The 22,573-nt window shown below is 61.7% G+C and carries 23 protein-coding genes; 10 read left to right on the forward strand and 13 right to left on the reverse strand.

Annotation, left to right across the window (positions count from 1 at the left end; translation table 11 throughout):
- Positions 1-10: 10 nt before the first annotated feature.
- Positions 11-622 carry a hypothetical protein gene (locus AUC43_RS05945; RefSeq protein WP_068190988.1) on the reverse strand — a complete coding sequence of 204 codons (612 nt, stop codon included), beginning with the start codon at positions 620-622 and terminating at the stop codon, positions 11-13.
- 155 nt (positions 623-777) lie between these two features.
- Here AUC43_RS05945 and AUC43_RS05950 point away from each other — a divergent pair, with 155 nt between their 5' ends.
- Together AUC43_RS05950 and ahcY are read left to right on the forward strand one after the other, a co-directional pair.
- Positions 778-1,533: a DUF4397 domain-containing protein gene (locus AUC43_RS05950; RefSeq protein ID WP_068190990.1), complete on the forward strand. Its 756-nt coding sequence runs from the start codon at positions 778-780 to the stop codon at positions 1,531-1,533.
- 140 nt (positions 1,534-1,673) lie between these two features.
- A complete protein-coding gene (gene ahcY / locus AUC43_RS05955) occupies positions 1,674-2,990 on the forward strand; it encodes an adenosylhomocysteinase (protein ID WP_257721724.1) in 1,317 nt (438 codons plus the stop codon).
- 69 nt (positions 2,991-3,059) lie between these two features.
- On the opposite strand, the gene AUC43_RS05960 is transcribed toward ahcY, so the two are convergent.
- The 4 genes from AUC43_RS05960 to AUC43_RS05975 all read right to left on the reverse strand — a co-directional run bounded on the left by AUC43_RS05960 (position 3,060) and on the right by AUC43_RS05975 (position 8,675).
- Positions 3,060-4,133 (reverse strand): LLM class flavin-dependent oxidoreductase, encoded by a 1,074-nt coding sequence (locus AUC43_RS05960; protein ID WP_068190992.1) that lies wholly within the window; start codon positions 4,131-4,133, stop codon positions 3,060-3,062.
- An 86-nt stretch (positions 4,134-4,219) separates the two neighbouring features.
- Positions 4,220-6,451: a prolyl oligopeptidase family serine peptidase gene (locus AUC43_RS05965; RefSeq protein WP_082684940.1), complete on the reverse strand. Its 2,232-nt coding sequence runs from the start codon at positions 6,449-6,451 to the stop codon at positions 4,220-4,222.
- A gap of 74 nt (positions 6,452-6,525) precedes the next feature.
- Entirely contained in the window at positions 6,526-7,614 is a 1,089-nt protein-coding gene (locus AUC43_RS05970) for a hypothetical protein (protein ID WP_068190996.1), read from the reverse strand.
- Between the two features lie 59 nt (positions 7,615-7,673).
- Positions 7,674-8,675, reverse strand: a complete 1,002-nt coding sequence (locus tag AUC43_RS05975; RefSeq protein ID WP_068190997.1) for a sugar phosphate nucleotidyltransferase — start codon at positions 8,673-8,675, stop codon at positions 7,674-7,676.
- A 184-nt stretch (positions 8,676-8,859) separates the two neighbouring features.
- Here AUC43_RS05975 and AUC43_RS05980 point away from each other — a divergent pair, with 184 nt between their 5' ends.
- The 4 genes from AUC43_RS05980 to AUC43_RS05995 all read left to right on the forward strand — a co-directional run bounded on the left by AUC43_RS05980 (position 8,860) and on the right by AUC43_RS05995 (position 11,254).
- Positions 8,860-9,438 carry a LemA family protein gene (locus tag AUC43_RS05980; RefSeq protein ID WP_068190999.1) on the forward strand — a complete coding sequence of 193 codons (579 nt, stop codon included), beginning with the start codon at positions 8,860-8,862 and terminating at the stop codon, positions 9,436-9,438.
- Positions 9,439-9,531: 93 nt separating this feature from the next.
- Positions 9,532-9,990, forward strand: a complete 459-nt coding sequence (locus AUC43_RS05985) for a TPM domain-containing protein (RefSeq protein WP_068191001.1) — start codon at positions 9,532-9,534, stop codon at positions 9,988-9,990.
- Positions 9,987-10,847: a TPM domain-containing protein gene (locus AUC43_RS05990; protein ID WP_082684941.1), complete on the forward strand. Its 861-nt coding sequence runs from the start codon at positions 9,987-9,989 to the stop codon at positions 10,845-10,847. The genes AUC43_RS05985 and AUC43_RS05990 overlap by 4 nt, the downstream gene beginning before the upstream one ends.
- 227 nt (positions 10,848-11,074) lie before the next feature.
- The gene (locus tag AUC43_RS05995) at positions 11,075-11,254 is read left to right on the forward strand and encodes a hypothetical protein (protein WP_068191003.1); all 180 of its coding nucleotides are present in this window, start codon (positions 11,075-11,077) and stop codon (positions 11,252-11,254) included.
- Between the two features lie 83 nt (positions 11,255-11,337).
- On the opposite strand, the gene AUC43_RS06000 is transcribed toward AUC43_RS05995, so the two are convergent.
- The 5 genes from AUC43_RS06000 to AUC43_RS06020 all read right to left on the reverse strand — a co-directional run bounded on the left by AUC43_RS06000 (position 11,338) and on the right by AUC43_RS06020 (position 15,860).
- Positions 11,338-12,012 (reverse strand): sterol desaturase family protein, encoded by a 675-nt coding sequence (locus AUC43_RS06000; protein ID WP_082684942.1) that lies wholly within the window; start codon positions 12,010-12,012, stop codon positions 11,338-11,340.
- A 58-nt stretch (positions 12,013-12,070) separates the two neighbouring features.
- Positions 12,071-12,598, reverse strand: coding sequence for a shikimate kinase (locus tag AUC43_RS06005; RefSeq protein ID WP_068191005.1), 528 nt, complete (start codon positions 12,596-12,598; stop codon positions 12,071-12,073).
- A 102-nt stretch (positions 12,599-12,700) separates the two neighbouring features.
- Positions 12,701-13,759, reverse strand: a complete 1,059-nt coding sequence (locus AUC43_RS06010) for an ABC transporter permease (RefSeq protein WP_068191007.1) — start codon at positions 13,757-13,759, stop codon at positions 12,701-12,703.
- Between the two features lie 138 nt (positions 13,760-13,897).
- On the reverse strand, positions 13,898-15,046 hold the full coding sequence (locus tag AUC43_RS06015; protein WP_233254118.1) for a BT_3928 family protein: 1,149 nt from the start codon (positions 15,044-15,046) through the stop codon (positions 13,898-13,900).
- Between the two features lie 268 nt (positions 15,047-15,314).
- Entirely contained in the window at positions 15,315-15,860 is a 546-nt protein-coding gene (locus tag AUC43_RS06020; protein WP_233254119.1) for a DUF1599 domain-containing protein, read from the reverse strand.
- Between the two features lie 123 nt (positions 15,861-15,983).
- Here AUC43_RS06020 and folP point away from each other — a divergent pair, with 123 nt between their 5' ends.
- From folP to AUC43_RS06035, 3 genes are all read left to right on the forward strand, one after another.
- Positions 15,984-16,850, forward strand: a complete 867-nt coding sequence (folP, locus tag AUC43_RS06025; protein ID WP_233254120.1) for a dihydropteroate synthase — start codon at positions 15,984-15,986, stop codon at positions 16,848-16,850.
- Positions 16,851-16,957: 107 nt separating this feature from the next.
- Positions 16,958-17,794 carry a diadenylate cyclase CdaA gene (gene cdaA / locus AUC43_RS06030; RefSeq protein ID WP_068191014.1) on the forward strand — a complete coding sequence of 279 codons (837 nt, stop codon included), beginning with the start codon at positions 16,958-16,960 and terminating at the stop codon, positions 17,792-17,794.
- Positions 17,795-17,931: 137 nt separating this feature from the next.
- Positions 17,932-18,294, forward strand: coding sequence for a hypothetical protein (locus AUC43_RS06035; protein ID WP_068191016.1), 363 nt, complete (start codon positions 17,932-17,934; stop codon positions 18,292-18,294).
- A gap of 145 nt (positions 18,295-18,439) precedes the next feature.
- Here AUC43_RS06035 and kbl read toward each other — a convergent pair whose 3' ends face one another.
- The 3 genes from kbl to AUC43_RS06050 are packed head-to-tail and all read right to left on the reverse strand — an operon-like array spanning position 18,440 to position 21,461.
- Positions 18,440-19,687 (reverse strand): glycine C-acetyltransferase, encoded by a 1,248-nt coding sequence (gene kbl / locus AUC43_RS06040; RefSeq protein ID WP_068191018.1) that lies wholly within the window; start codon positions 19,685-19,687, stop codon positions 18,440-18,442.
- A gap of 13 nt (positions 19,688-19,700) precedes the next feature.
- Positions 19,701-20,357 carry a PH domain-containing protein gene (locus tag AUC43_RS06045; RefSeq protein ID WP_068191021.1) on the reverse strand — a complete coding sequence of 219 codons (657 nt, stop codon included), beginning with the start codon at positions 20,355-20,357 and terminating at the stop codon, positions 19,701-19,703.
- A 15-nt stretch (positions 20,358-20,372) separates the two neighbouring features.
- Positions 20,373-21,461, reverse strand: a complete 1,089-nt coding sequence (locus AUC43_RS06050) for a patatin-like phospholipase family protein (protein ID WP_082684943.1) — start codon at positions 21,459-21,461, stop codon at positions 20,373-20,375.
- Positions 21,462-21,574: 113 nt separating this feature from the next.
- On the opposite strand from AUC43_RS06050, the gene AUC43_RS06055 reads away from it, so the two are divergent.
- Positions 21,575-22,567: an NAD-dependent epimerase/dehydratase family protein gene (locus AUC43_RS06055; RefSeq protein WP_068191026.1), complete on the forward strand. Its 993-nt coding sequence runs from the start codon at positions 21,575-21,577 to the stop codon at positions 22,565-22,567.
- Positions 22,568-22,573 lie beyond the last annotated feature (6 nt).

A 22,573-nucleotide genomic window follows, 5' to 3' on the forward strand; every position in this document is an offset into this window, starting at 1 on the left:
AACGAGACCTTTAGCGCAAGGCCCAGCGCAAAGCCAGCAGCGGATGCCCTGTGGGCGCGGTGCCCAGGCCCACGGTGGTGGGCTGCAGGCGTTGCCATCCTCTAATGTGGGCCACTCCGGCGTTGTAGGCCGTGACGGCGCGGAGCAGGTGCGTATTGGTGTTACGGTTGATGAGAACAGTGGCCAGGACGCTGGTGGCAAACACGCCAATGGCCGCTTTTTGGGTATCGTTGAAATAAACGGCTTCGCCGTGGGCAAAAATCTGCTGCCCGTACAGGCCAAACGCGCCAATCGCCACCAGCCGGTCAATCAGGAAGATGGTTTTTTGGCGGCGGTAGTCGTCGAGGTGGGCCAGCGCCTCGGGGTTGCCGGCCAGGTAGGGCCGCAGCTTTTGGCCAAAGAAGCCGGCCGACTGGTAATGATTGCCCGTCTCGCCGGGAGGCAGGAAGTCGAAGTTGTGCTGCGGGCCGTTCAGGCCGCGTTCGGCATCCTGGGGGGGCAAGCGAATGGTGGCGGGGGCTTTTTGGGCCTGGGCGGTACCCAACAGGCTAATAGACAATGCTACCGTAGCCACGCCGCGTAGCCGCCACGGCAGCGCGGCTAGTCGGTTTATTTCGTGCATATAACAAAGATAATAGCGCAGTTAAGGTTGAGTTTTGGGCCCAGCGCCTCTTATTTCTGCAGCCCAACTCAACAAAGCTGGGTACTTGTACGTTCAGGCCGGGCCGGCCGGGCAATTCCGGGCGGCCTGCTTCACTTAAATAGTTGCTATTTCTTATGGAGACCTCTTTCATCCTACGCCGCGCCTGCCAGGCCCTTCTGCCGGCTACCTTGCTGCTGGCCTCGTGCAGCAAAAGCGACACGCCCGCTCCTGCACCTGTCGACCAGGGAAAAGTAGCCTTTGTAAACGCCGCGTCGCACATCGCCCCCACCACGCTGAAATTCCTGGTGGATAACACGGAAAAAGCGTCGCTCGCCTACGGGGCCAGCAGTGGCTATCAGGGCATTCAAACCGGCAGCCATTCGCTGCAGGTAACGGCCGGTACGCAAGCGGCCTTTACAATGACGTTGGCGCCGGAAAAAGATAAGACGTACACTTTTGTCGCTACGCCCGCTACTTCTCCCTCGACGGTTAACGGCCTGCTCTTTCCCGACGACTTGACGGCCCCAGCCACGGGCAAAGCGCGCATCCGCCTCATCAACCTGGCGCAGAGCGTGGGTACTCCACTACGTCTCTCCCAGGTGACCAGCACCGTGACGGGCCCCGTGGTGGCCGATGTGGTGACCAACGTGGGCGTCAATTCGGCGTCGGCCTTTACCGAGTTTGCGCCCGGCACCTACGCCTTGTCCATTCTGGATAACTCGGCTACTGCCGGCGCCACGCCGATTGCGCAAGTAGGCGATGGCTCGGGCTCGGGCTCGGGTACCAAAACCTACGAAGCCGGTAAAATTTACACCGTGGTGGTGAGCGGAACCAAAGGCAGCCTCAACCAGGACCAGAAGGTTAAGGCCTTCCTGTCGCAGAACAACTAAGCCGGCCTGGCCGGACACTTTCGCTCGTTTATTCCGAAAGGCCCGTACCGTTGTGGTGCGGGCTTTTCCGCGTTTGGCCCTGAACAAATATCGTATCTTTGCAGTTGAACCCCGAATACTACAAACTAACCCACATTACGTTGGAAACCACGACGAAAACGTACGTTCCGTACAAAGTAAAGGACATGAGCCTGGCCGAGTGGGGCCGCAAGGAAATCCGTCTCGCCGAAGCCGAAATGCCCGGTTTGATGAGCCTGCGCGAGGAGTTTGGCGCGGCCCAGCCCTTCAAAGGGGCCCGCATTGCCGGCTGCCTGCACATGACTATCCAAACGGCGGTGCTCATCGAAACCCTCAAGGCGCTGGGCGCTGAGGTGACGTGGTCGTCGTGCAACATCTTCTCGACCCAGGACCATGCCGCGGCAGCCATTGCCGCTGCCGGCATTCCGGTCTATGCCTGGAAAGGCATGAACGAGGAAGAATTCAACTGGTGCATCGAGCAGACGCTGTATTTCGGCGAAGACCGCCAGCCCCTAAACATGATTTTGGACGACGGCGGCGACCTGACCAACATGGTGCTGAACCAGTACTCCGAGCTGGCGGCCGGAATCAAAGGCGTTTCGGAAGAGACGACCACCGGTGTGCTGCGCCTCTATGAGCGGGTGAAAAACGGCTCGCTGCCCTTCCCCGCCATCAACGTAAACGACTCGGTAACAAAGTCGAAGTTTGATAACAAATACGGTTGCAAAGAGTCGGCCGTGGACGCTATCCGTCGCGCAACCGACGTGATGATGGCCGGAAAAGTGGCCGTGGTAGCTGGCTACGGTGATGTAGGAAAAGGCACGGCTGCCTCGTTGGCCGGTGCCGGTGCCCGCGTTATCGTGACCGAAATTGACCCCATCTGCGCCCTGCAGGCGGCCATGGACGGCTACGCTGTGAAGAAGCTGACCAACGCCGTGAAGGAAGCCGACATCGTGGTGACGGCTACCGGCAACTGCGACATCCTCACCGAGCAGCACTTCCGCAGCCTGAAGGATAAAGCCATTGTCTGCAACATCGGCCACTTCGACGATGAAATCGACATGGCGTGGCTCAACGGCAACTACGGCCACACCAAGGACACGGTGAAGCCCCAGGTGGACATCTACACCATCGATGGCAAAGAGGTCATCATCCTGGCCGAAGGCCGCCTCGTGAACCTGGGCTGCGCCACCGGCCACCCCTCGTTTGTGATGTCGAACTCGTTCACCAACCAAACCCTGGCTCAACTTGAGTTGTGGGAGCGTGGCGACCAGTACGAAAACCAGGTATACACCCTGCCCAAGCATTTGGACGAGAAAGTAGCCCGCCTGCACCTCGCCAAAATCGGCGTGGAGCTCGACGAGCTGACCCCCAAGCAAGCCGACTACATTAAGGTGCCGGTAGAAGGTCCGTTCAAATCGGATTTGTACCGTTACTAGTAGCCGGAAGGCATTAACAGAAACGGCCGCTGGAGCATTGCTCCAGCGGCCGTTTGCTTTAGGCCAATGTTAAGCTCCTGTTGGGCTGGAAGCAGGTCGCTGCTCCTTTTGGCGGGCCAGGGCTTCGCGCACGGCTGGGGCTACCTGCGTGCCAAACAGGTTGATGGAATGCATCACGCTTTGGTGCGAAATCCCCTCCAGCACCAGTTGAGCCAGAAAGCGGGTGTGGTTGAATAGCCCGTGCAGGTACAGCAGCTTCTCCGTGATTTCCTGGGCCGTGCCAACGAACAGCGGGCCCTCGGGGCCGCGCAGAAAATCGAAGTGGCGGCGGTCCATGGGCGACCAGCCCCGCTCGCGGCCGATGCGGTTCATGAGCTGCGAGTAAGGCGGGAAAAACTCGTCGGCGGCCTGCTCGGAAGTATCGGCTAGGTGGAAGTGGCAGTTGAGGGCCAGCGGAAGTTGACCGGCGTCGTGGCCGGCTTGTTGGGCGGATTCGCGGTAGAGCTCCGCAAACGGCACGTAGCGGGCAGGCGCGCCACCCAGGATGGCAATGGTCAGGGGCAAGCCCAATTTTCCGGCCCGCACCGCTGACTCGGGCGTGCCGCCGATGCCAATCCAGACGGGTAGCTTGGGCTGCGCTGGGCGCGGGTATACGCCCTGCGCCGCGATGCCGGGGCGGTGCTTGCCCTGCCACGAAACCACTTCGCTGCCATTGATTTTGAGCAGTAGGTTGAGCTTCTCGACAAATAGCTCGTCGTAGTTGTTGAGGTCGTAGCCAAACAGCGGGTAGGACTCAATAAATGAGCCGCGGCCGGCGATAATCTCGGCCCGGCCGCCGGAAATCAGGTCCACCGTGGCGAAGTTCTGAAACACCCGCACCGGGTCGGCAGAGCTGAGCACGGTGACGGCACTGGACAGGCGGATGCGCCGGGTAACGGCCGCCACCGCCGCCAGAATGACTTCGGGCGCGGAGATGATAAAATCTGGCCGGTGGTGCTCGCCCAGGGCCAGCACGTCCAGCCCAACTTCGTCGGCGAGCCGGGCCAGGGCCAGCAGCTCCTGCATTCGCTTGCCGGCGGTGTGGTCGCTGCCCGCTACGTGGGCCGGGGCTACTTCCCCAAAAGAGCTAATTCCTAATTGCATGAGATGTACAATTCAGTTTATGGAAAACTGAGAATCCTGGAAGCTGGCAATTGTTTGCGCCCAGTTGAGCTAAAACGTGCCCGGAGCTACTGCAGCGTGGGTGTCACGCCCATGTTGGCGTAGCAGAAGCTCCACACGTCGGCCCACTCGTCAATCTGCAGCTTGGTGCTTTTGCCGGCGCCGTGGCCGGCGTTCACGTCCACGCGGATGAGGGTGGGGTTGGGGCCGTCGTTGGCGGCTTGCAGGGCCGCGGCAAACTTGAAGGAGTGCGCGGGCACCACCCGGTCGTCGTGGTCGGCGGTGGTGATGAGCGTGGCGGGGTAGCTGGTGCCGGGTCGGAGGTTGTGCAGGGGCGAAAAGGCCAGCAGGTTCTGAAATTGAGCTGGATTGTCGGAGGTGCCGTACTCGGGCGCCCAGTTCCAGCCAATGGTGAACTTCTGGTAGCGCAGCATGTCCATCACGCCCACGGCGGGCAGGGCCACCCGGCACAGGTCGGGGCGCTGGTTCATGGTGGCGCCCACCAGCAGGCCGCCGTTGGAGCCGCCCGCAATGGCCAGGTGGTCGTAGTCGGTGTACTTATTGTCTTTCAGGTACTCGGCGGCGGCAATGAAGTCGTCGAACACGTTCTGCTTGTGTGGGGTCATGCCGGCCTGATGCCAGGCCTCGCCGTACTCGCCGCCGCCGCGCAGGTTGGGAATGGCCAGTACGCCGCCATTTTCCAGCCACAGCAGGCGCGCCACCGAGAAGCCCGGCGTGAGCGACACGTTGAAGCCGCCGTAGGCGTAGAGGTAGGTGGGGTTCTTGCCGGTCAGCGCCACACCTTTGCGGTGCACGATGAACATGGGGATTTTCGTGCCGTCTTTGCTCGGGTAAAACACCTGCGTGGTCACGTAGTCCTGCGGGTTCACGTCCACTTTCGGGGCCCGAAACACGGTGCTGGTGTTGGTGGCCAGGTCGTACTTGTAAATGGTGGTGGGGTAGGTAAACGACGTGAAGGCGTAGTATACCACCTTATCGGTGCGCCGGCCCCCAAAGCCGCTGGCCGTGCCAATGGCCGGCAGCTGCACCTCGTGCTGAAACTGGCCCAACTCCGAATACACCTTCACCTGCGAGCTGGCATCGTGCAGGTAATCGGCAATGAGGTGGCCGCCCACCTGGCTCACGCTCTCCAGCTTGTTGGGGCCTTCGGGCAGCACGTCGTGCCAGTTGGCTTCCTGCGGTTTTTTGGGGTCGATGCGCACCACGCGGTAGCGCGGGGCCTTGTAGTTGGTGTGCACCAGCACCTCGCCGCCCACGTTGCCGACGACGGTGTTATTGAACTCGTAGGAAGCAATGAGCGTGGTCCAGGTAGCGGCCTGTTTGGGGTCGGTGAGGTCGCGCACCTGCAGGCGGTTGCCGTCCGACTTGCCATCGGTGAGGTAGAGGCTCAAAAACCGCTCGTCTTCGGTGGCGCTGGCGATGCGGAAGCCCAGGGGCATTTTCGGGTTTTCGTACACCAGCCGGTCGGCGCTCTGCGGCGTGTTGAGCTGGTGGAAGTACACCTTGTGGTACTCGTTCATGCCGGCTAGGTCGTTTTCGCCGGCTTTGGGCGCATCGTAGCGGCTGTAGTAGAAGCCCTTCTTGGTCCAGGAGGTGCTCGATACTTTTACCCAGCTCAATTCCTCGGGCAGCAGTTGGTTGGTGGTCAGGTCCAGGATGCGCACCTTGTTCCAGTCGGAGCCGCCGCTGCTGGTGGCGTAGGCCAGGTAGCGGTGGTCGTTGCTGAACTCGGTGCTGGCCAGCGCCGTGGTGCCATCGGCCGAGAACTTATTGGGGTCGAGCAGTACCTGGGGCTCGCCGGGGCCGCGCTGGCGGTAGAGCACGGCCTGGTTTTGCAGGCCGTCGTTCTTGCTGAACACCAGGTCCTGGCCCACCTGCCCGGGTACGCCGTAGCGCTCGTAGTTCCAGATTTTGGTAAGCCGTTCCCGGATTTTGTCCCGGAACGGAATCTGGCTCAGGTAGGCAAACGTGACTTCGTTCTGGGCCGTGACCCAGGCCTTGGTTTCGGGCGAGTCGAGGTCTTCGAGCCAGCGGTAGGGGTCGGGTACGACGGTGCCGAAGTAGGTGTCGGCCACGTCGGCTTTGCGGGTTGCGGGGTATTTCACGGGGGGCGGAACGATGAGGGCGAGGCCGTCGAGGCGGCTGGGCTCGCCTTTTTCGGGGCTGGTCATTTCGGTAAGGGCCCGTTTGCTGGGGAGCGTGTTGCGGTCGAGCCCCGTGGTGGCCCGGCAGGCTGCCAAAGCTGCCAACGCGGCAAACAGGGGAATGGCAGCTTTCATAAGAAACAAGAATAAATGATGCCCGAGGCGGGCTAGCAGCGGCCTCGGGACCTTGTCGGTTAGACCAACGTAAGTTAATCTAATTGAACGTCATCGGCAACGGGCCCGGTGGAGCCGGCCGTGGCCGGCGCCGGGGTAGTGGGCGCCCGGTCATCGGCCCCCACAGGCTGCGCTACGGCGGCCGCGATAAGTTCCGGCAGGTTGGCCCGCAGCCAGCGCAGCTCCTCGTCTACGCGCTGGCTCACCAAGCGTTCTACTTCCAGGCGCTGGGCCGGCGAAAGGTTGGCGGTGGCAGTAGAAGTGGCAGTGGGCGCGTTGGGGTCGGGCGCGGCGGCCAGCACCAGCGCTTCGGCTCGCTTCACCCGGGCTACGGAGTCAGCCACGGCGGCGTTGGTTTCGGCGGCTGCAGCCTGGGCGGCGGTGGCGGCTTGCTTGGCCGTGAGGGTTTCGCGGCGCTGCTGGCGGCGCCACTGGCCCAGCGTGACGCGCAACATGATGTAGAGCACCAAACTCAGAATGCCCAGAATGAGCGCCAGGGGCGCAGCAAAGCGGTTGAGCAGGCTGCCCGGCCCCGTGGCGGGCAGCGCGGCCGAGGGGGTACCCGCCCCGGCGGCGCGTTCGGCGGCTACTTGAGCTTCGGCGGCTTCGGCTGCGCCCATGGAGGCGCCGGCGCTGGCCGTGGTATCGGGGGCCTGGGGCGTCATGGCCTCGGGCACATCGCCGGGTGGGGTGCCGCTCACCACGTAGTTGGTCAGGGCGGTTTCGAGGGCGGCCACGCGGACCATGCGGGCCGGGTCACGCCGGCGCGCCGGCGAGGCTTTCAGCTTGCCGATAATGGCTTTGGCCAGGGCCGCGAGCCGGGCCGGGTTGTCTTTCTTGCCCTGATAAATGCTGCCCCGGCCCTCAATGGGCTGATAAAGCAGGCTGTACACGCGCAGGCTGTCGGGCCGGATACTGGCGGCCAGCGCGTCGAGGTTGGCGCCTTCGCAGCGCACCGTGCTTTTGAGGTTGGGCCGGCCGGCGTCGTCATACACAAAGCGCACGGTGGCGCACCAGATTTGGACCTTTGCCTCGTCGATGGAAGGCTGGCCCAGGGGCGTTTGGGCCGAGGCCAGCAGGGGCAGCGCGGCAGCGCAGGCAAATAGCAAACGGCGGAACATCATACGCAACGAAAGAAGTTGGAGACCGAAAAGTACGAAAGGGCCGCCCACTACCGTCGCACTTAGCTATAATCAATCTCGGTATTGTCCCCGATGTTCAGGGAGTGGTTCATGCCCCGGAACGAAGCGTCGGAACCCACGATGCAGTCGTGCAGCACCGCCGAGCTCAACTCCGAATACGACCCGATAATTGAGTCGCTAAGGATGGTGCTCTTGATGATGGTTTTGTCGCCAATGGCCACGTTAGGCCCGATGATGGAATGCGAAATCTGGCAGCCGCGCCCAATGCTGACCGGTGGAATGATTACGGTGTCGGGAAATTCGGAGTAGTCGCGGTCTTCCAGGAACTCGGGCCGGTTGAGCAGGCGGGCGTTGGCTTCGAGCAGGGTTTCCTTGCGGCCGCAGTCAAACCAGTTGTCGACCGGGCAGGTCGTCATCGCCTCGCCTTCCTCGATGAGGTGCATCAGCGCGTCGGTGAGTTGCAGCTCGCCGTGGGTGCGCACGTCGGTATCGTGCAGCCACTCCAGGGCCTGGGCCAGCTTCTCGGGGTAGGCCAGCTTGTAGAGGCCCACCATGGCGTAGTTCGACTTCGGAATCTTCGGTTTTTCGACCACCTTGCTCACGCGGCCGCCGGCGCCGGTTTCCACCAGCCCAAACATGCTGGGCGTCTTCACTTCCTTCACGGCCAATACCGAGCCGGGCGTGGCGAGCAGGGCGGGCAGGTCCACGTCCACGATGGTGTCGCCGAGCAGGATGAGCACGCCGTCGGGGTCGTGGCGAAACTCCTCGCGGGCCAGCCACAGGGCGTGGCCGAGGCCCTCGCGGGGCTCCTGCACCACAAAAGTGGCCTGCAGGTTGGGGTAGTGGCGGCGCACGTAGCGCACGATTTTATCACCCAGATAGCCCACGATGAACACAAACTCGGTGAGCCCCGCGCCCTGCAGGCGGTCGATGATGTGGCCCAGAATGGTGTTACCGGCCACCGGCACCAGGCTTTTGGGCTGGGTGTGGGTGTGGGGGCGCAGGCGCGAGCCAATGCCGGCAACGGGAATTACTGCTTTCATTTCAGACGGGGAAGCGCGAAGAGTTATGGTTGAGGCAAGCCCAGCTACGAAGCAAGCTACAACTACTAGGGCCAAGCTGCGTACTTTGCGCCGAGCCGGCACCCAAACCGGCCCAGCAACGGCAAGTTTTGCCGCTGCTAATAAACCATCCTCTTACCACTTTCTCTTTCACCTTAGTACCACCATGAAACGCTTTCTTCTTTATTTCGCGGGCCTGGCCCTGTTGCTCACCCAGTCATCGTGCGGCTACAACGGCATGGTGCAGCGCGACCAAGCCGTGAAAGCCCAGGCCGGCAACGTGCAAAGCGCCTACCAGCGCCGCAACGACCTCATCGGCAACCTGGTGAATACGGTGAAGGGCGCCGCCAAATTTGAGCAGGGCACGCTCACGGCCGTTATCGAGGCCCGGGCCAAGGCCACCAGCGTGCAGCTGAACCCCAACGACCTCACGCCCGAAAACATCCAGAAGTTCCAGGCAGCCCAAAGCCAGGTTTCGGCGGGCCTCGGCCGCTTGCTGGCCGTGTCGGAAAACTACCCCGACCTGAAAGCCAACGCCAACTTCCAGGAGCTGCAGGCCCAGATTGAAGGCACCGAAAACCGCATCAACGTGGAGCGAAACAAGTTCAACGCCGTCACCAACGACTACAACACGTTCACCCGCTCGTTCCCGAACAACCTGTTTGCGGGCATGTTCGGCTTCCAGCCCAAGCCGTACTTCGAGGCCGACCCGGCTGCCAGCAAGGCACCTGTCGTTCAGTTCTAGTCTCAATGAGGAATGAAGCGTGATGAATGGAGAATTGGCTCAACTAGCCTCTTCTTAATTCATCACGCTTCATTCCTCATTCTTCATTCAAACATGACATCTCCCCTTACCCCCGAGCAGGACGCGGCCTTGGTGGCGGCCATTCGCAAAGCCGAGGTGATGACTTCGGGCGAAATCCGGGTGCACCTGGAAGACACCTGCCCCACGCCCGAGCCCCTCGACCGGGCCGCCCAGGTGTTTGCTGAGCTCGACATGCACAAAACCGCCGCCCGCAACGGGGTGCTGTTTTACCTGGCCTGGGAAAGCCGGCAGTTTGCCGTCATCGGCGATGCGGCCATCAACGCGGCCGTGCCCGATGATTTTTGGGAAACCACCAAAGAGGCCGTGCTGGAGCAATTCCGGCACGAGCGGTACGTGCTGGGCCTCGAGCGCGGCATCACCATGGTGGGCGAGCAGCTTAAGCGCTACTTTCCCTACAACGCCACCACCGACCAGAACGAGCTGGACGATTCCATTTCTTTTGGCGGTTCTAAACCGTCTTCCGACGCATGAAAAATCCTGTGGCTGACGCCCAGTTGTTAAAGCCACTTCGCTCGGGAGCCAGCGCGTGGGCTGGCCGGGCGCACCGGGCCGGGTTGCTCTTACTGGCGCTGCTGTGGCTCCTGCCCGCTTGGGTATCGGCCCAGGCCATTCCGCCGCGGCCCAACCCGCCGCGCCTGGTGAACGACTTGGCCAACCTGATGCAGCCCGGCGAAGCCGAGGCGCTGGAGCAGAAACTGGTGGCCTACAACGACAGCACGTCCTCGCAAATCGCGGTGGTGACCGTGCCCGACCTCGACGGCGACGACATTGCCGACTACGCCCAGAAGCTCTACGAAAGCTGGGGCATCGGCCAGAAAGGCACCAACAACGGCATCCTCATCCTGGTGGCGAAGCAGGAGCATCTGGCCCGCATCCAAACCGGCTACGGCCTGGAAGGCGCCGTGCCCGATGCCCTTGCCAAGCGCATCATCAGCAACACGCTGGTGCCGGCTTTTCGCCAGAACCAATACTACGCCGGGCTCAACCGTGCCACCGACCAGCTCATTGCCCTGGCCAAAGGCGAGTACAAGGCCGACCCAGCCGACATGGAGCAGCAAGGCGGGCGCAGCGGCGGGGGCTCCGGCCCCCCTTTCTGGCTCATCATCGGTATTCTGGTGCTGGTGTTCATCATGCTGCGTAACCGCGGCGGTGGCCGGGGCGGGCGCGGCAACCGTGGCTTTGGTGGGGGCTTTGTGCCGCCCATTATCTTCGGCGGGGGCGGCTTCGGCGGTGGCGGAGGCGGCGGTTTTGGTGGTGGAGGCGGTGGGGGCTTCGGCGGCTTTGGCGGCGGCAGCAGCGGCGGCGGCGGCGCCAGCGGCAGCTGGTAAGCCGACCTTTAGCTCAATTTGTTTTCTTCTTCGTTTGTATCGGTAGCCCCTGCAAACGCCAGCTACTTGCTGTGCACGCCGCGAAGGCAGGCGGCCAGTCAGCCCAGCCACCGTTGAGCCGGTGCTAGGTGCTCGAACTCAACCTTTTTGCCGCTGCCTCAGTATTAGCAAATATTCAGCGGTGCTAATGCTGCTGGCACTTCTTTCACTCCCTTCCTTTCTCAGCCATGACTCTTTCCCGCTATTCCCTGTTCCTGTTTCTCTGCGTGTTGGCTACCTCGCTCACCGGTTGCGAAGCCATCGGCAGCATCTTCAAGGCTGGCGCGTACACGGGCATCATTGCCGTGTTCATCGTCATCGCGCTGCTGTGGTTTATCGTGAGCAAGATGCGCGGCCCACGGAGTTAATCGGACGTTTGGATATCATCATAAAAAAAGGCGGCCCCCAGAACAGGGCCGCCTTTTTTGGTTGCTTATCAGCTCAATAAAAGCTAGCTGGCTTTCTTGCTGGGCATGGTGCCGATGATGTGGTCCCAGAGCGTGCTGGATACGCCAAACGCCACCTCATCTTGCCGGTAGTGGTGCTGGCTGTGGTGCGTCCACCACACTTTCAGGAAGTTCTTGGGGGGCGAGTACGCGTGGATGGCGTAGTGCACGAACAGGTACATGGCGTAGCCAAACGTGAAGCCCGACAGCAGGCCAAACGCATAAGACCCAAAGCTGAGCCGGAAGATGAAAAACAGCAGCGAGGCCACAAACACCGTGACGATGGGCGGCATGGCCAGGCGCGTCTTGTCCTTGGGATACTCGTGGTGCACGCCGTGGAAGGTGTACTGAAACTTGGCCCGGCCCGGCGTGGTGGCCGGAATGTGATAGAGGTAGCGGTGCACCGCGTATTCAGCGTAGGTGAATGCGAACAAGCCCACCAAAAACAGCCCCAGCGCCGAGGCGCCCGACATGAAGCCGTGGGTCAGGCCGTAGTACAGGCTCATCACCGCAGTCAGCACAAAAATGCCCACCGGCAGGGCAATGTGGGTATGCGAAAGCCGCTCCAATACCGGGTTCTGGAACAGTTGGGCTGAGCCTTTGTGCTTGGGCCGCACGGGGGCCGTGGCGGTGGGTTGGGCAGGCGTAGCAGCTGGTTCTTTGGTGGATACTGGTTGCATAAGGGTAGCGAACTTCGAACTATAGGAATTAACAAAATTACGCTTCCCGCGGCAATTCTTATGCCGGAGGTAAAGCAACCCCCGCTGTTGCGAATTGGGCCGCGACGGCAGAGGCCGAGCAGGCAGCTTCGGTGCAGCGCAGCCGGGCCTGCTCGTAAAACTGCTTTCGCGCGTCCAGGGTTTTGCGGAGCCACGCTTCGGTGGGGCCCGCGGTGGCCAGCAGGGGGCGGCTGGCGGTTTCGGCCGCGGCGGCCAGGCGGGCAGCCAGGGTATCCACCGACACATCCAGCCACAGCGTGATTCCGGCGGCGTTGAGCACCGCCAGGTTGTTGTGGAAGCAGGGCGTGCCGCCGCCGGTGGCCAGCACCAGTGGCCCCGGCCGAGCCGCTATTTCGCGCAGCACATCAGCTTCCAGCTGCCGGAAATGGGCTTCGCCGTGCTGCAGGAAAATGGCCGGAATCACCTGCCCGGCCCGGGCCACGATTTCGGCATCGAGGTCCAGAAAGGGCAGCGCGTAGTGAGCGGCCAGGGCGCGGCCCAACGTGGTTTTGCCCGAGCCCGGCATGCCAATGAGGTAAAGCTTCATTTTTTCATTTAACAATTAACATTTATCAGTTAACACTCGAAAGCTCACTGCCGCGCATCTTGGCGCCATCAGAACAACTGTTAAGTGTTAATTGATAAATGACTAGCTGAGCTTTACCCGGGGGTCGAGCACGGCGTAGAGCACGTCTACCACGATGTTTATCAACACAAATAGGGCGGCCACAAACAGCGTGGCGCCCATTACTACCGGGAAGTCCAGGTTTTCTACTGCACGTAGCGTCACGGTGCCCAGGCCTTTCCAGTTGAAGATGTATTCGATGAAAAACGCGCCCGCCATGAGCGAAGCGAGCCAGCCGGATACAGCCGTCACCACGGGGTTGAGGGCATTGCGCAGGGCGTGGTGCAGCACGGTGGCCGTTTTGCTTAGGCCCTTGGCCCGGGCCGTGCGGATGTAGTCCTGGCTCAACACGTCGAGCATGCTCGAGCGGGTAAGCTGCGTGATGATGGCCAGCGGCCGGATGCCCAGCGCAATGGCCGGCAGCAGCAGGTTGCGCAGCACCAGGTGGCGTTCGCCTGTGAAGGGGTCGGTTTCGTAGAGCTGCCCGGTGAGGCTCAGGCCGGTCCAGCGGCTCCAGTAGAAGCCAAACGTGACGGCAATGGCAATGGCCGCCACAAACGACGGCACCGAGATGCCCAGCACCGACGTGGTGACCAGCGAGCGGTCCAGCGCCGAGTGGGGCCGCAGCGCCGCCGCCACGCCAAATGCCACGCCCCCGATGCTGGCAATGACCATGGCCGCCAGCGCCAGCCACATGGTGCCGGGGAAGTAGTCGAGCAGGATGCGCAGCACATCCTTATTGCTTTGGAAGGAGCGGCGCAGGTACGGCTTTTTCAGCACCAGGACCCGGCTGCCCAGCGGCAGCAGCGCCACGCCCCCGTAGCGGGCCTGGCCGGCCGAATCGCGCGGGTGCAGCCCGAGCGGCGACACGTCGTTGAGGTAGCCCGCCAGGCGGGTGGGCAGGGGCTGGTCGAGGCCGAGGTCGGCGGTGATGGCGGCTTTGGTGGCCAGGTCGGTGCGTTGGCCAGCCAGCAGGGCGGCCGGGTCGCCGGGCAGCACATTGAACAGCAGAAACACCGTGCACGCCACGCCCACAAGGACCAGCAGGCCCTGGGCCAAGCGACGGAGGATAAAAGAGAGCATTAATTGGGAAGGAACAGGCGTATTAAACAAAGAACGTCATGCCGAGCGCAGCCGAGGCATTTCGCTCGCCTCGTTGAACGATTGAGTTATTGCTGCCCGCGAGATGCTTCGACCAGCTCAGCATAACGTTCTTTTTACTTACTGCAGCTTCTCCTCCACCTTCCCGATGCTCGGGATGTCGTGGTAGTGGTACTTGCCCTTCACCACGCCGTCTTTCAGCAGGACAAAGCCGGGGTTGGAGCGAATTATGGATTTGAGCACCGTGGCATCGGCGTAGTAGAAGGGCACGGCGAAGTTGGCGTTGTGGCGGAACACGTCGAACTCTTCGGGGCTGCTGCTCGTGATGATGAGCGGCGTGATGTTGCGGCGCGACTGCTTGGCGTCTTCAAACAGCTTGTTGATTTGTTCGTAGCGGTCGCGGTCGGTTTTGTCGGTGTTCTGCACCACGAGCACCAGCTTGTTGCCGCGCAGCAGCTCGGGGGTGTAGTCGCCTTCGTCGTTCCACACCCGGAAATCGGTGATTTTGGGCGCGGCTTCGGGGTTGAGGGCCACCATGCTCTTGTAGGTCCAGGTGGAATCGGGGTAGGTGGTGAACTCCTGGGTTTTCCCGTTTTTCTCCATGATGTACTTGTAGCGGATTGGCTCGCTGGGCTTCATCAACTTGCCGATGTCGTTGCCCACTTTATAGGGCAGAAAGTCGAAATACGGCAAGTGGCCCAGGGCCCGCACCCCAATGCCGATGGCAATGGCCGAGGCGAAGGTCATGACCATGACGCCCGTGGTGCCCTGTACAAAGGCGTGGCGCAAAAACCGCTGATGGAAAAACACAATGCCCCACAGCGCCATCAAAAACAGGTCTTTGATAAACGAAGTCCAGGGCGAGAGCTTGATAAAATCGCCGAAGCAGCCGCAGTCGGTCACCTTATTGAAAGCCGCCGAGTAGAAGGTGAGAAAGGTGAAGAACAGCAGCAGGCCAAACAGTAGCCACAGCGTAATGCGCAGGTGCCAGCGCAGGAGCAGCGCCACGCCCAGAATCACCTCCAAAGAGCACAGAATGATGGAAAGCGTGCGGGCGCTGCTCTTAAAAAAGAGGAAGAACGAGCCAAAGTCGGCGGCAAACACCTCAAAGTATTCCTCCAGCTTGTAGGCCGTGCCCACCGGGTCGTTCAGCTTGATGAGGCCGGAGAAAATGAACAAGGCTCCCAGCAAAAACCACGACACCCGGGTGACCGTGCGCAAGGGGTGGGGTGCAGGAGCAGTTGCGGTAATGGAGCTGGGTATTGACATAAGACAAAGTAAGCCCGTGGCAAACGGCCAGGCAACGCCCTGGGTTGGGCAGAAACAGAATCATAGCCCAATAAGCTCCCCTCCTTACCAAGGAGGGGACGCTGGCGCGACGCGCCAGCTGGGGTGGTTGAATCGTTGCACGATAGTAGAACGAGTTGGGCTGGAATCGTTCGCCTATCGTGCAACGACTCCAACCACCCCCGTTCTCGCCGTTGGTTCGAACATCCCCTCCTTGCTAAGGAGGGGAGTGGTTGTTCTGCTGGGTGGGCTACTTTTCTCCGCGCAAAATCAACGCAAACACGGCGTAGTTTAGCATGTCGCGGTAGCTGCCTTCCACGCTTTCGCTCACCCAGGCATCGCCGCCGATGTCCTCGAGCTGCTTTACGCGGTGCAGCTTCATCAGAATCAGGTCGGTGATGCTGGCCACGCGCATCTGGCGCCAGGCCTCGCCGTAGTCGTGGTTTTTGGCCAGCAGCAGGCGGCGGTTTTCGGCGGCTTCGTGGTCGTAGGCGACGGCCACGGCTTCCAGGCTCATGTCGAGCGGGGTGTCGGGCGGCAAGTGCAGCTGCATCAGGGCAATGAGGCAGTAGTTGATGATGGCCACAAACTCCTCGTTCACGTCGTCGGCCACGAGCTGCACGCCGGTTTCCTGAATGGTGCGAATGCGGTTGGCCTTGATAAAAATCTGGTCCGTCACCGAGGGCAGGCGGAGAATGCGCCAAGCCGTGCCGTAGTCGTGGGTTTTGGCTAGGAATAAGGTGCGGCAGCGGGCCAGCAGCAGGTCGTAGTGTTCGGGAGTGGACAGGTCGGGCACAGAGTAGGGGCGGGGCTTGCCCCCGCCCGTCGTTGAACGGGGTTGCGGAAAGTTTCTTTAGGCCGGCGAGTACCTTTCGGGGCGTTTCACCAGCCAGGCGGGGGCGAGCCCCGCCCCTACAACGTGCAAGATACTTTGTTCCCCGCCCCCGCCACGCTGCTTTCGCCCCACGGCCGCGTGCTCAGCCTGCGCCAGCCGCAGGTGATGGGCATCCTCAACCTCACGCCCGATTCGTTTTTTGCCGGCAGCCGGGTGTCGTCCGAACGCGACCTGCTGGCCCGTGCCGAAGCCATGCTCGCTGCTGGCGCGGCCGTGCTGGACCTGGGCGCCTACAGCACCCGCCCCGGCGCCGAAGACATCCCGGAAGCGGAAGAAACGCAGCGCTTGCTCCCGGCGCTACAGCTGCTGCGCCGCGCGTTTCCCCACGCCTTTCTCTCCGTTGATACGTTTCGGGCCCGGGTAGCCCAAGCCGCCGTGGCCGCTGGGGCCGACCTGGTAAACGACGTGGGCGGGGGCCTGCTCGACCCCACCATGTTTGCCACCGTGGGCCAGCTGCGCGTGCCCTACGTGCTGATGCACCTGCGCGGCACGCCCCAAACCATGGCCCACCTCACCCATTACGAGGACGACCTGGTGCTCACGCTGCTGCGCTACTTCCGCGACCGCCTGGCCGCCCTGCGCCACGCCGGCGCGGTCGACGTGCTGCTCGACCCCGGCTTCGGCTTTGCCAAAAACGCGGCCCAAAACCACGAGCTGCTGCGCCGCCTGCCCGAGCTGCACGTGCTGGGCCTGCCTGTGCTGGCCGGGCTGTCGCGCAAAAAGATGGTGTACGGCCCGCTGGGCCTGGGCCCCGAGGCCGCGCTCAACGGCACCACGGCCCTGCACATGGTGGCCCTGCAGGGCGGCGCCCGGCTCTTGCGCGCCCACGACGTGCCCGAAGCTCGTCAAACCATACAATTATTTGCCAATACCTTTTCAATGGCGGAATAAAGGCCGTAATTTGAGAAATGGAAAGCTAGCCGTGCAACGGCCGCGCGTTAGCGCGTCTCTTTTGTTGGCGGTGCTTTGTCTTCCGCTTCCTCTTTCAGCCCCACTCCATGTCCGGCCCTTTCCCCATCAACTTCCTGCATTTTGGCTGGATTGACGCGGCCGATGTGCTTTTGGTAACGGTGCTGTTGTACCAGCTATACAAGCTGTTGCGCGGCTCGGTGGCGCTGAACGTAGCCCTGGGCCTGGTGTCTTTCTACCTGCTGTACCTGGTGGTGAAAGCCACGGGCATGGAGCTGCTCACCAAGATTCTGGGCCAGTTTATGAGCGTGGGCGTGCTGGCCAGCATCATTTTGTTTCAGCAGGAAATCCGGCGGTTTTTGCTGAGCGTGGGCAAGGCCACGACCCTGGAGCGGGTGCGCGGCTGGGCCCGGGGCCGCTCGCTGGAAGTGGAGCCCATGTCGGTGGGCCCGTTCGTGGAGGCGGCCAAAAGTTTGTCGAATAAGTACACGGGCGCCCTCATCTGCTTCGCCCAGGCATCGGACCTGACGGCTTTTGCCGAATCCGGCGACCGCCTCGATGCCGAAATCAGCAAGCGCCTGCTGCTTTCCATCTTTAATAAAACCAGCCCCCTGCACGACGGCGCCGTGATTGTGGCCAACGGCCGCCTGCTGGCTGCCCGCTGCATTCTGCCAGTAAGCGAGAACCCCGACGTGCCCGCCTCGCTCGGCCTGCGCCACCGCGCTGCCATCGGCCTGAGCGAAGTCACCGACGCCGTGGTGTTGGTTGTAAGCGAAGAAACCGGCGCCATGAGCCTCGTGTACCACGGCGAAGTGTACCGCAACCTGGCCACGGCCGAGCTACGCATCCGGCTCAACGAGTGGCTGCTGAAAGCCCCCAGCGCTTCTTCCTCCCCAGCCGCCTTATCCGCTGAAGCGGCCGCCTGATTCGCCCCGCGATTTAGATTGTTGAACACTGCAATTCATGCTGTTGCTAAAAGCGACGGCGTATTTGCACAACCCTGACGCTCCTGGCTCGTTTAAACTAAAAAAGTTAGTTTATTCATTCTAATAAAGTTAGCGTTATGAAAATCGAAGTTGCAAAAGGACAGGACAAAGGGTTTCTGCCCGACGGCCGCCACACGGTCGAGATTACCGACATCGAAGAAGGCATCAGCGAGCACCAGCAAGTGCCCTTCTTCGCGGCCCGCATGGAAAACGAGGACGGTTTCGTGAGCCAGCGCTTTTATAATTCGGAAGCCGGCCACCCCATCATTCTGCAGCTCTACTCGGCGGTGGGCATCAAGCCCGAAGAAGGCAAAAGCCTCGATACCAAGCAGCTCATTGGCAAGCGCCTGTCGGTAGAAGTCAGCGACCATTCCTATGCCGACCCGGCCACTGGCAACGAGCGCACCCTGCGCCAAGCCACCGGCTTCCGGGCCGCGTAAGCAGCCCCTAACCCCAGCAATAAAAACACCCGCGGACCAGATGGTCCGCGGGTGTTTTTATGTAGCGCGGCCGTGCCCGGAAGGGACTCTGTAGTCCGCGTATTGTTCGCGCCAACGCGGACTACACATTCCGCGCTACATCACCTCACGGCGTGTTCGTCACTACCTGGCCCATGGCCGACTGCGCGGCGCCCGGCTCCTTGAGCGTGCCCAGCTCTTTGCCCACTTCTATAAAGGCCGCAATGGCCTTGTCCAGATGCGCGCGGGTGTGGCCGGCGCTGAGCTGCACCCGGATGCGGGCCTGGCCCTGCGGTACCACGGGGTAGTAGAAGCCCACAACGTAAATACCCTTGTCGAGCATTTTAGCGGCGAATTCCTGGGCCAGCTTGGCGTCGTAGAGCATGACGGGCACAATGGGGTGCTGGCCGGGCCGGATGTCGAAACCGGCTTCGGTCATCTTCTCGCGGAAGTACTGGGTATTTTCCTCCAACTGGTCGCGCAGCTGGGTGCTTTCGGTGAGCAGCTCCAGCACGCGCAGCGAAGCACCCACGATGGCAGGGGCCAGCGTGTTGGAAAACAGGTACGGCCGGCTGCGCTGGCGCAGCATATCGATGATTTCCTTGCGGCCCGAGGTGAAGCCGCCCATGGCGCCGCCCAGCGCCTTGCCCAGCGTGCCGGTGATGATGTCGATACGGCCCATCACGTCGCGCAGTTCGTGGGTGCCGCGGCCGGTCTTGCCCAGGAAGCCCGAGGAGTGGCATTCGTCCACCATTACCAGGGCCTGGTACTTGTCGGCGAGGTCGCAGATTTTATCGAGCTGCGCGATGGTGCCGTCCATGGAAAATGAGCCGTCGGTGACGATGATGCGGTGGCGCGTGCCCTTGGCCTGGGCGTCCTGGAGCTGCTTTTCCAGGTCGGCCATGTCGTTGTGCTGGTAGCGGTAGCGCTGGGCTTTGCACAGGCGCACGCCGTCGATGATGCTGGCGTGGTTCAGCGCATCGGAAATAATGGCGTCCTGCTCGTTGAACAGCGGCTCAAACACCCCGCCGTTGGCGTCGAAAGCGGCGGCGTAGAGAATGGTGTCCTCGGTGCCCAGAAACTCGGCCAGCTTCTTTTCCAGCTGTTTGTGAATGTCCTGCGTGCCGCAGATAAAGCGTACCGACGACATGCCGTAGCCGTGCGAATCAATAGCTTCTTTGGCGGCTTTAATCACCTCGGGGTGCGACGACAAGCCCAGGTAGTTGTTGGCGCAGAAGTTCAGCACCTCGCCGGCTTCGTCGGTTTCAATTTCGGCGCCTTGGGGCGAGGTGATGATGCGTTCCTTTTTGAAAAGGCCGGCATCCTTGATTTCCTGAAGCTGCTGTTCGAGGTCGGGCTGGAGGGTGGCGTACATGAGTTGGTGGGAATTAAGAATTTTGAATTAAAGAAGTATGGTTCAAGGAGCGGCTTTTAGGCAGCCAGCAGATACGGCGTCGCACCGTTTCGCGCTGCGCGGCCGGAAACAGCGCTGTTGGACTAGTTGAATAATAAAGCAAGCATGTGATGATAATCTCCGTGCCGTCCTGTAAAGTATACACCTCGTACTCATACGCGTTCCAGGGCGCCCGGCTGTAGTACCGGGCAGAATACTGCACTATACTCACCACCTCCGACACGGCGAAAGTTAGCTGTTGGTCTTGGTTCGTATACACCACCCGCTGCTGTAGCTTGTCGACTTCAAGCCGTGTGTGGCGGTCCTGGCGCCAGTAGCTATAGTGTAGACGATTCACAATAAAGGCTATTGCCAGCCAAGGCATGACAATCAAGCAAAAGACGAATTGTACCTTTAAGGATACACCCTCTTGAGCGGATTCGAGCGGGATAATCTTGGTGAAGGCCATGTATAGAGCAAAAGCCGCAGCTCCATTGTAAAGCAGGAGCGTCAGCAATATTGAAATATCCTCGCGGCCAAACCGATAAGCAAACGCTTTTACAGGCGTGTCAAGCCTTCTTGCTTCCAGAAAAAGCATATAAGGCCACGCCAAAAGCAATAGGATGAAAGGTGTGAGCAACCAGTAAATCATAAGTTGCAGACCTTTCTATTTGGGCTGCCGGGCCAGAAACGCCTGCACGCCTTGCCGGCCGCTGTCCATCAGCTGCTGCTTCTGGGCATTGGAAACCCGCTTGATTTTGGGGCTGAAACCCAGAAAATTGATGCTCACCGTACGCTTCCAATCGGCGGGCTGGATGGGGTTGAGGTTTTCGAGGGCCACCGTGTAGAGGGCGCCCATGTAGGTGTTAAAATCCTGGATGTCGTAGGGCGCGAGCTGCTGGCGGCCGGCCGCCGCGGTGTCGAGCGGAATCTGCTCGGCGCGGTCGAGGCGCAGGCCCAGGGTTTCGGGGTTGAAGACGTTGCCGCGCGTATCGGGCTCGCCGGTGGCCCCAGCGGGCAGGTAGCGCGGCTTGTCAAACAAATCGATGGGGTAGTTAGCCAGCAAGCCGCCATCTACCAGTACCTGCACGGGCTGGCCCGGTGCGGGAGTGCCCGTAATCACGTGGTTCTGGGCATCGAGCAGCACCGCCCGGAAATACAGCGGGATGCTCATGCTGATGCGCACGGCATCGGCCACCCGCATAGTGGGCGTGGTTTCGTAGCTGAACACCTGCACGCGCTGGGTGGTGAGGTTGGTGCCGGTGGTGTAGAGGTCGCGGAAGCGAGTGGGCTGTTGTTGGGCTAGGTGGTGCAGCTCGCCGAGGGTGAGGTTGGGCTGCTTGGTTTTGCGGGCCACCAGTTCACTGAGGTAGGTGGCGAATTCATCGCCGCGGTACCAGCCGTACTGCTTCACCAGCCGGTGGCTGCCTCCGAAAAAGATGAAGCGGCCGTCGTTGAGCCGCTGCACGGGCGTGGCGTTTACCACCTCAATAATTTCGCTGGCCGAATAGCCCACCGCCAGCAGCGCCGCTTGAATGGCCCCCGCCGAGGTGCCGCCCACCCGCTCGATGCCGCGCAGCAGGCCTTGGGTTTCGAGCTCCTGCAGCGCACCGCCGTAGGCAATGCCGCGGATGCCGCCGCCTTCCATCACCAGGTTGCGGTAGCGCGGGGCCGGGGCCTGGGCCCGCGCGGCGGCTCCGCTCAAGCACAGCAGCACGCCGAGGCCCAAGCGAAGCAAAGCATTCTGTGTAAACATGCCGCCAAAGATACCGTAGAGCCGGACGCAGCCGATGGCGCGCGGGCCACGGCCGTCCCGGTATCTTTGCAGCCCAGAATCAATCCCACCGTCCCACCCCACCACTTCCTAGCATGTCCTCCACTCCCGGCGACACCGAAACCACTGTTTTACCCGGCTCCGTGCTGGTAATTGGCGCCTGCGGCCAGCTCGGCCTGGAGCTGGTGGCCGCCCTGCGCCAGCGCTACGCCCCCAACCTCGTGGTAGCGGCCGACGTGCGGCCCCCGAAAAATCCCGACATGCTCGCCGGCGGCCCCTTCGAGCTGCTCGACGTACTCGACCGCTCGCGCCTCGACAAGCTCATCCGCCAGTACCGCCCCAAGCAGATTTATCACCTGGCCGCGCTGCTTTCGGCCACGGCAGAAAAGAATCCGCTGTTCGGCTGGCAGCTCAATATGGACGGCCTGCTCATCGTGCTCGAAGCCGCCGTGGCCCACGGCGTGGCCCAGGTGTACTGGCCCAGTTCCATTGCCGTATTTGGCCCCGACACGCCGCGCGAAAACACGCCGCAGGTCACCATCATGAACCCCAATACGGTGTACGGCATCAGTAAGCTGGCCGGCGAGCAGTGGTGCGAGTGGTACCACCGCAAGCACGGCCTCGATGTACGCAGCCTGCGCTACCCCGGCCTCATCGGCTACAAGAGCCTGCCCGGCGGCGGCACCACCGACTACGCCGTCGACATCTATCACAAGGCCATTGCCGGCGAGAACTACGAGTGCTTCCTCGAAGAAGACACCTACCTGCCGATGATGTACATGCCCGACGCGCTCAAGGCCACCTTGGATTTGATGCACGCCCCGGCCGACCAAATCAAGGTGCGCACCAGCTACAACCTAGGCGCCATGAGCTTCTCGCCGGCCGAAATCACGGCCAGCATACAGAAGCACATCCCCGATTTCCAGGTAACCTACAAGCCCGACGGCCGCCAGCAAATCGCCAACTCCTGGCCCGCTAGCATCGACGATTCGAAGGCCCGTCAGGATTGGGGCTGGCAGCCGGAGTTCGACCTCGACAAGATGACCCAGGACATGCTGGTGCACTTAAAGGAACTGCAGCCGGCGTAGGGCTGG

This window comes from Hymenobacter sedentarius, from assembly GCF_001507645.1.
GTDB classification, from domain to species: domain Bacteria; phylum Bacteroidota; class Bacteroidia; order Cytophagales; family Hymenobacteraceae; genus Hymenobacter; species Hymenobacter sedentarius.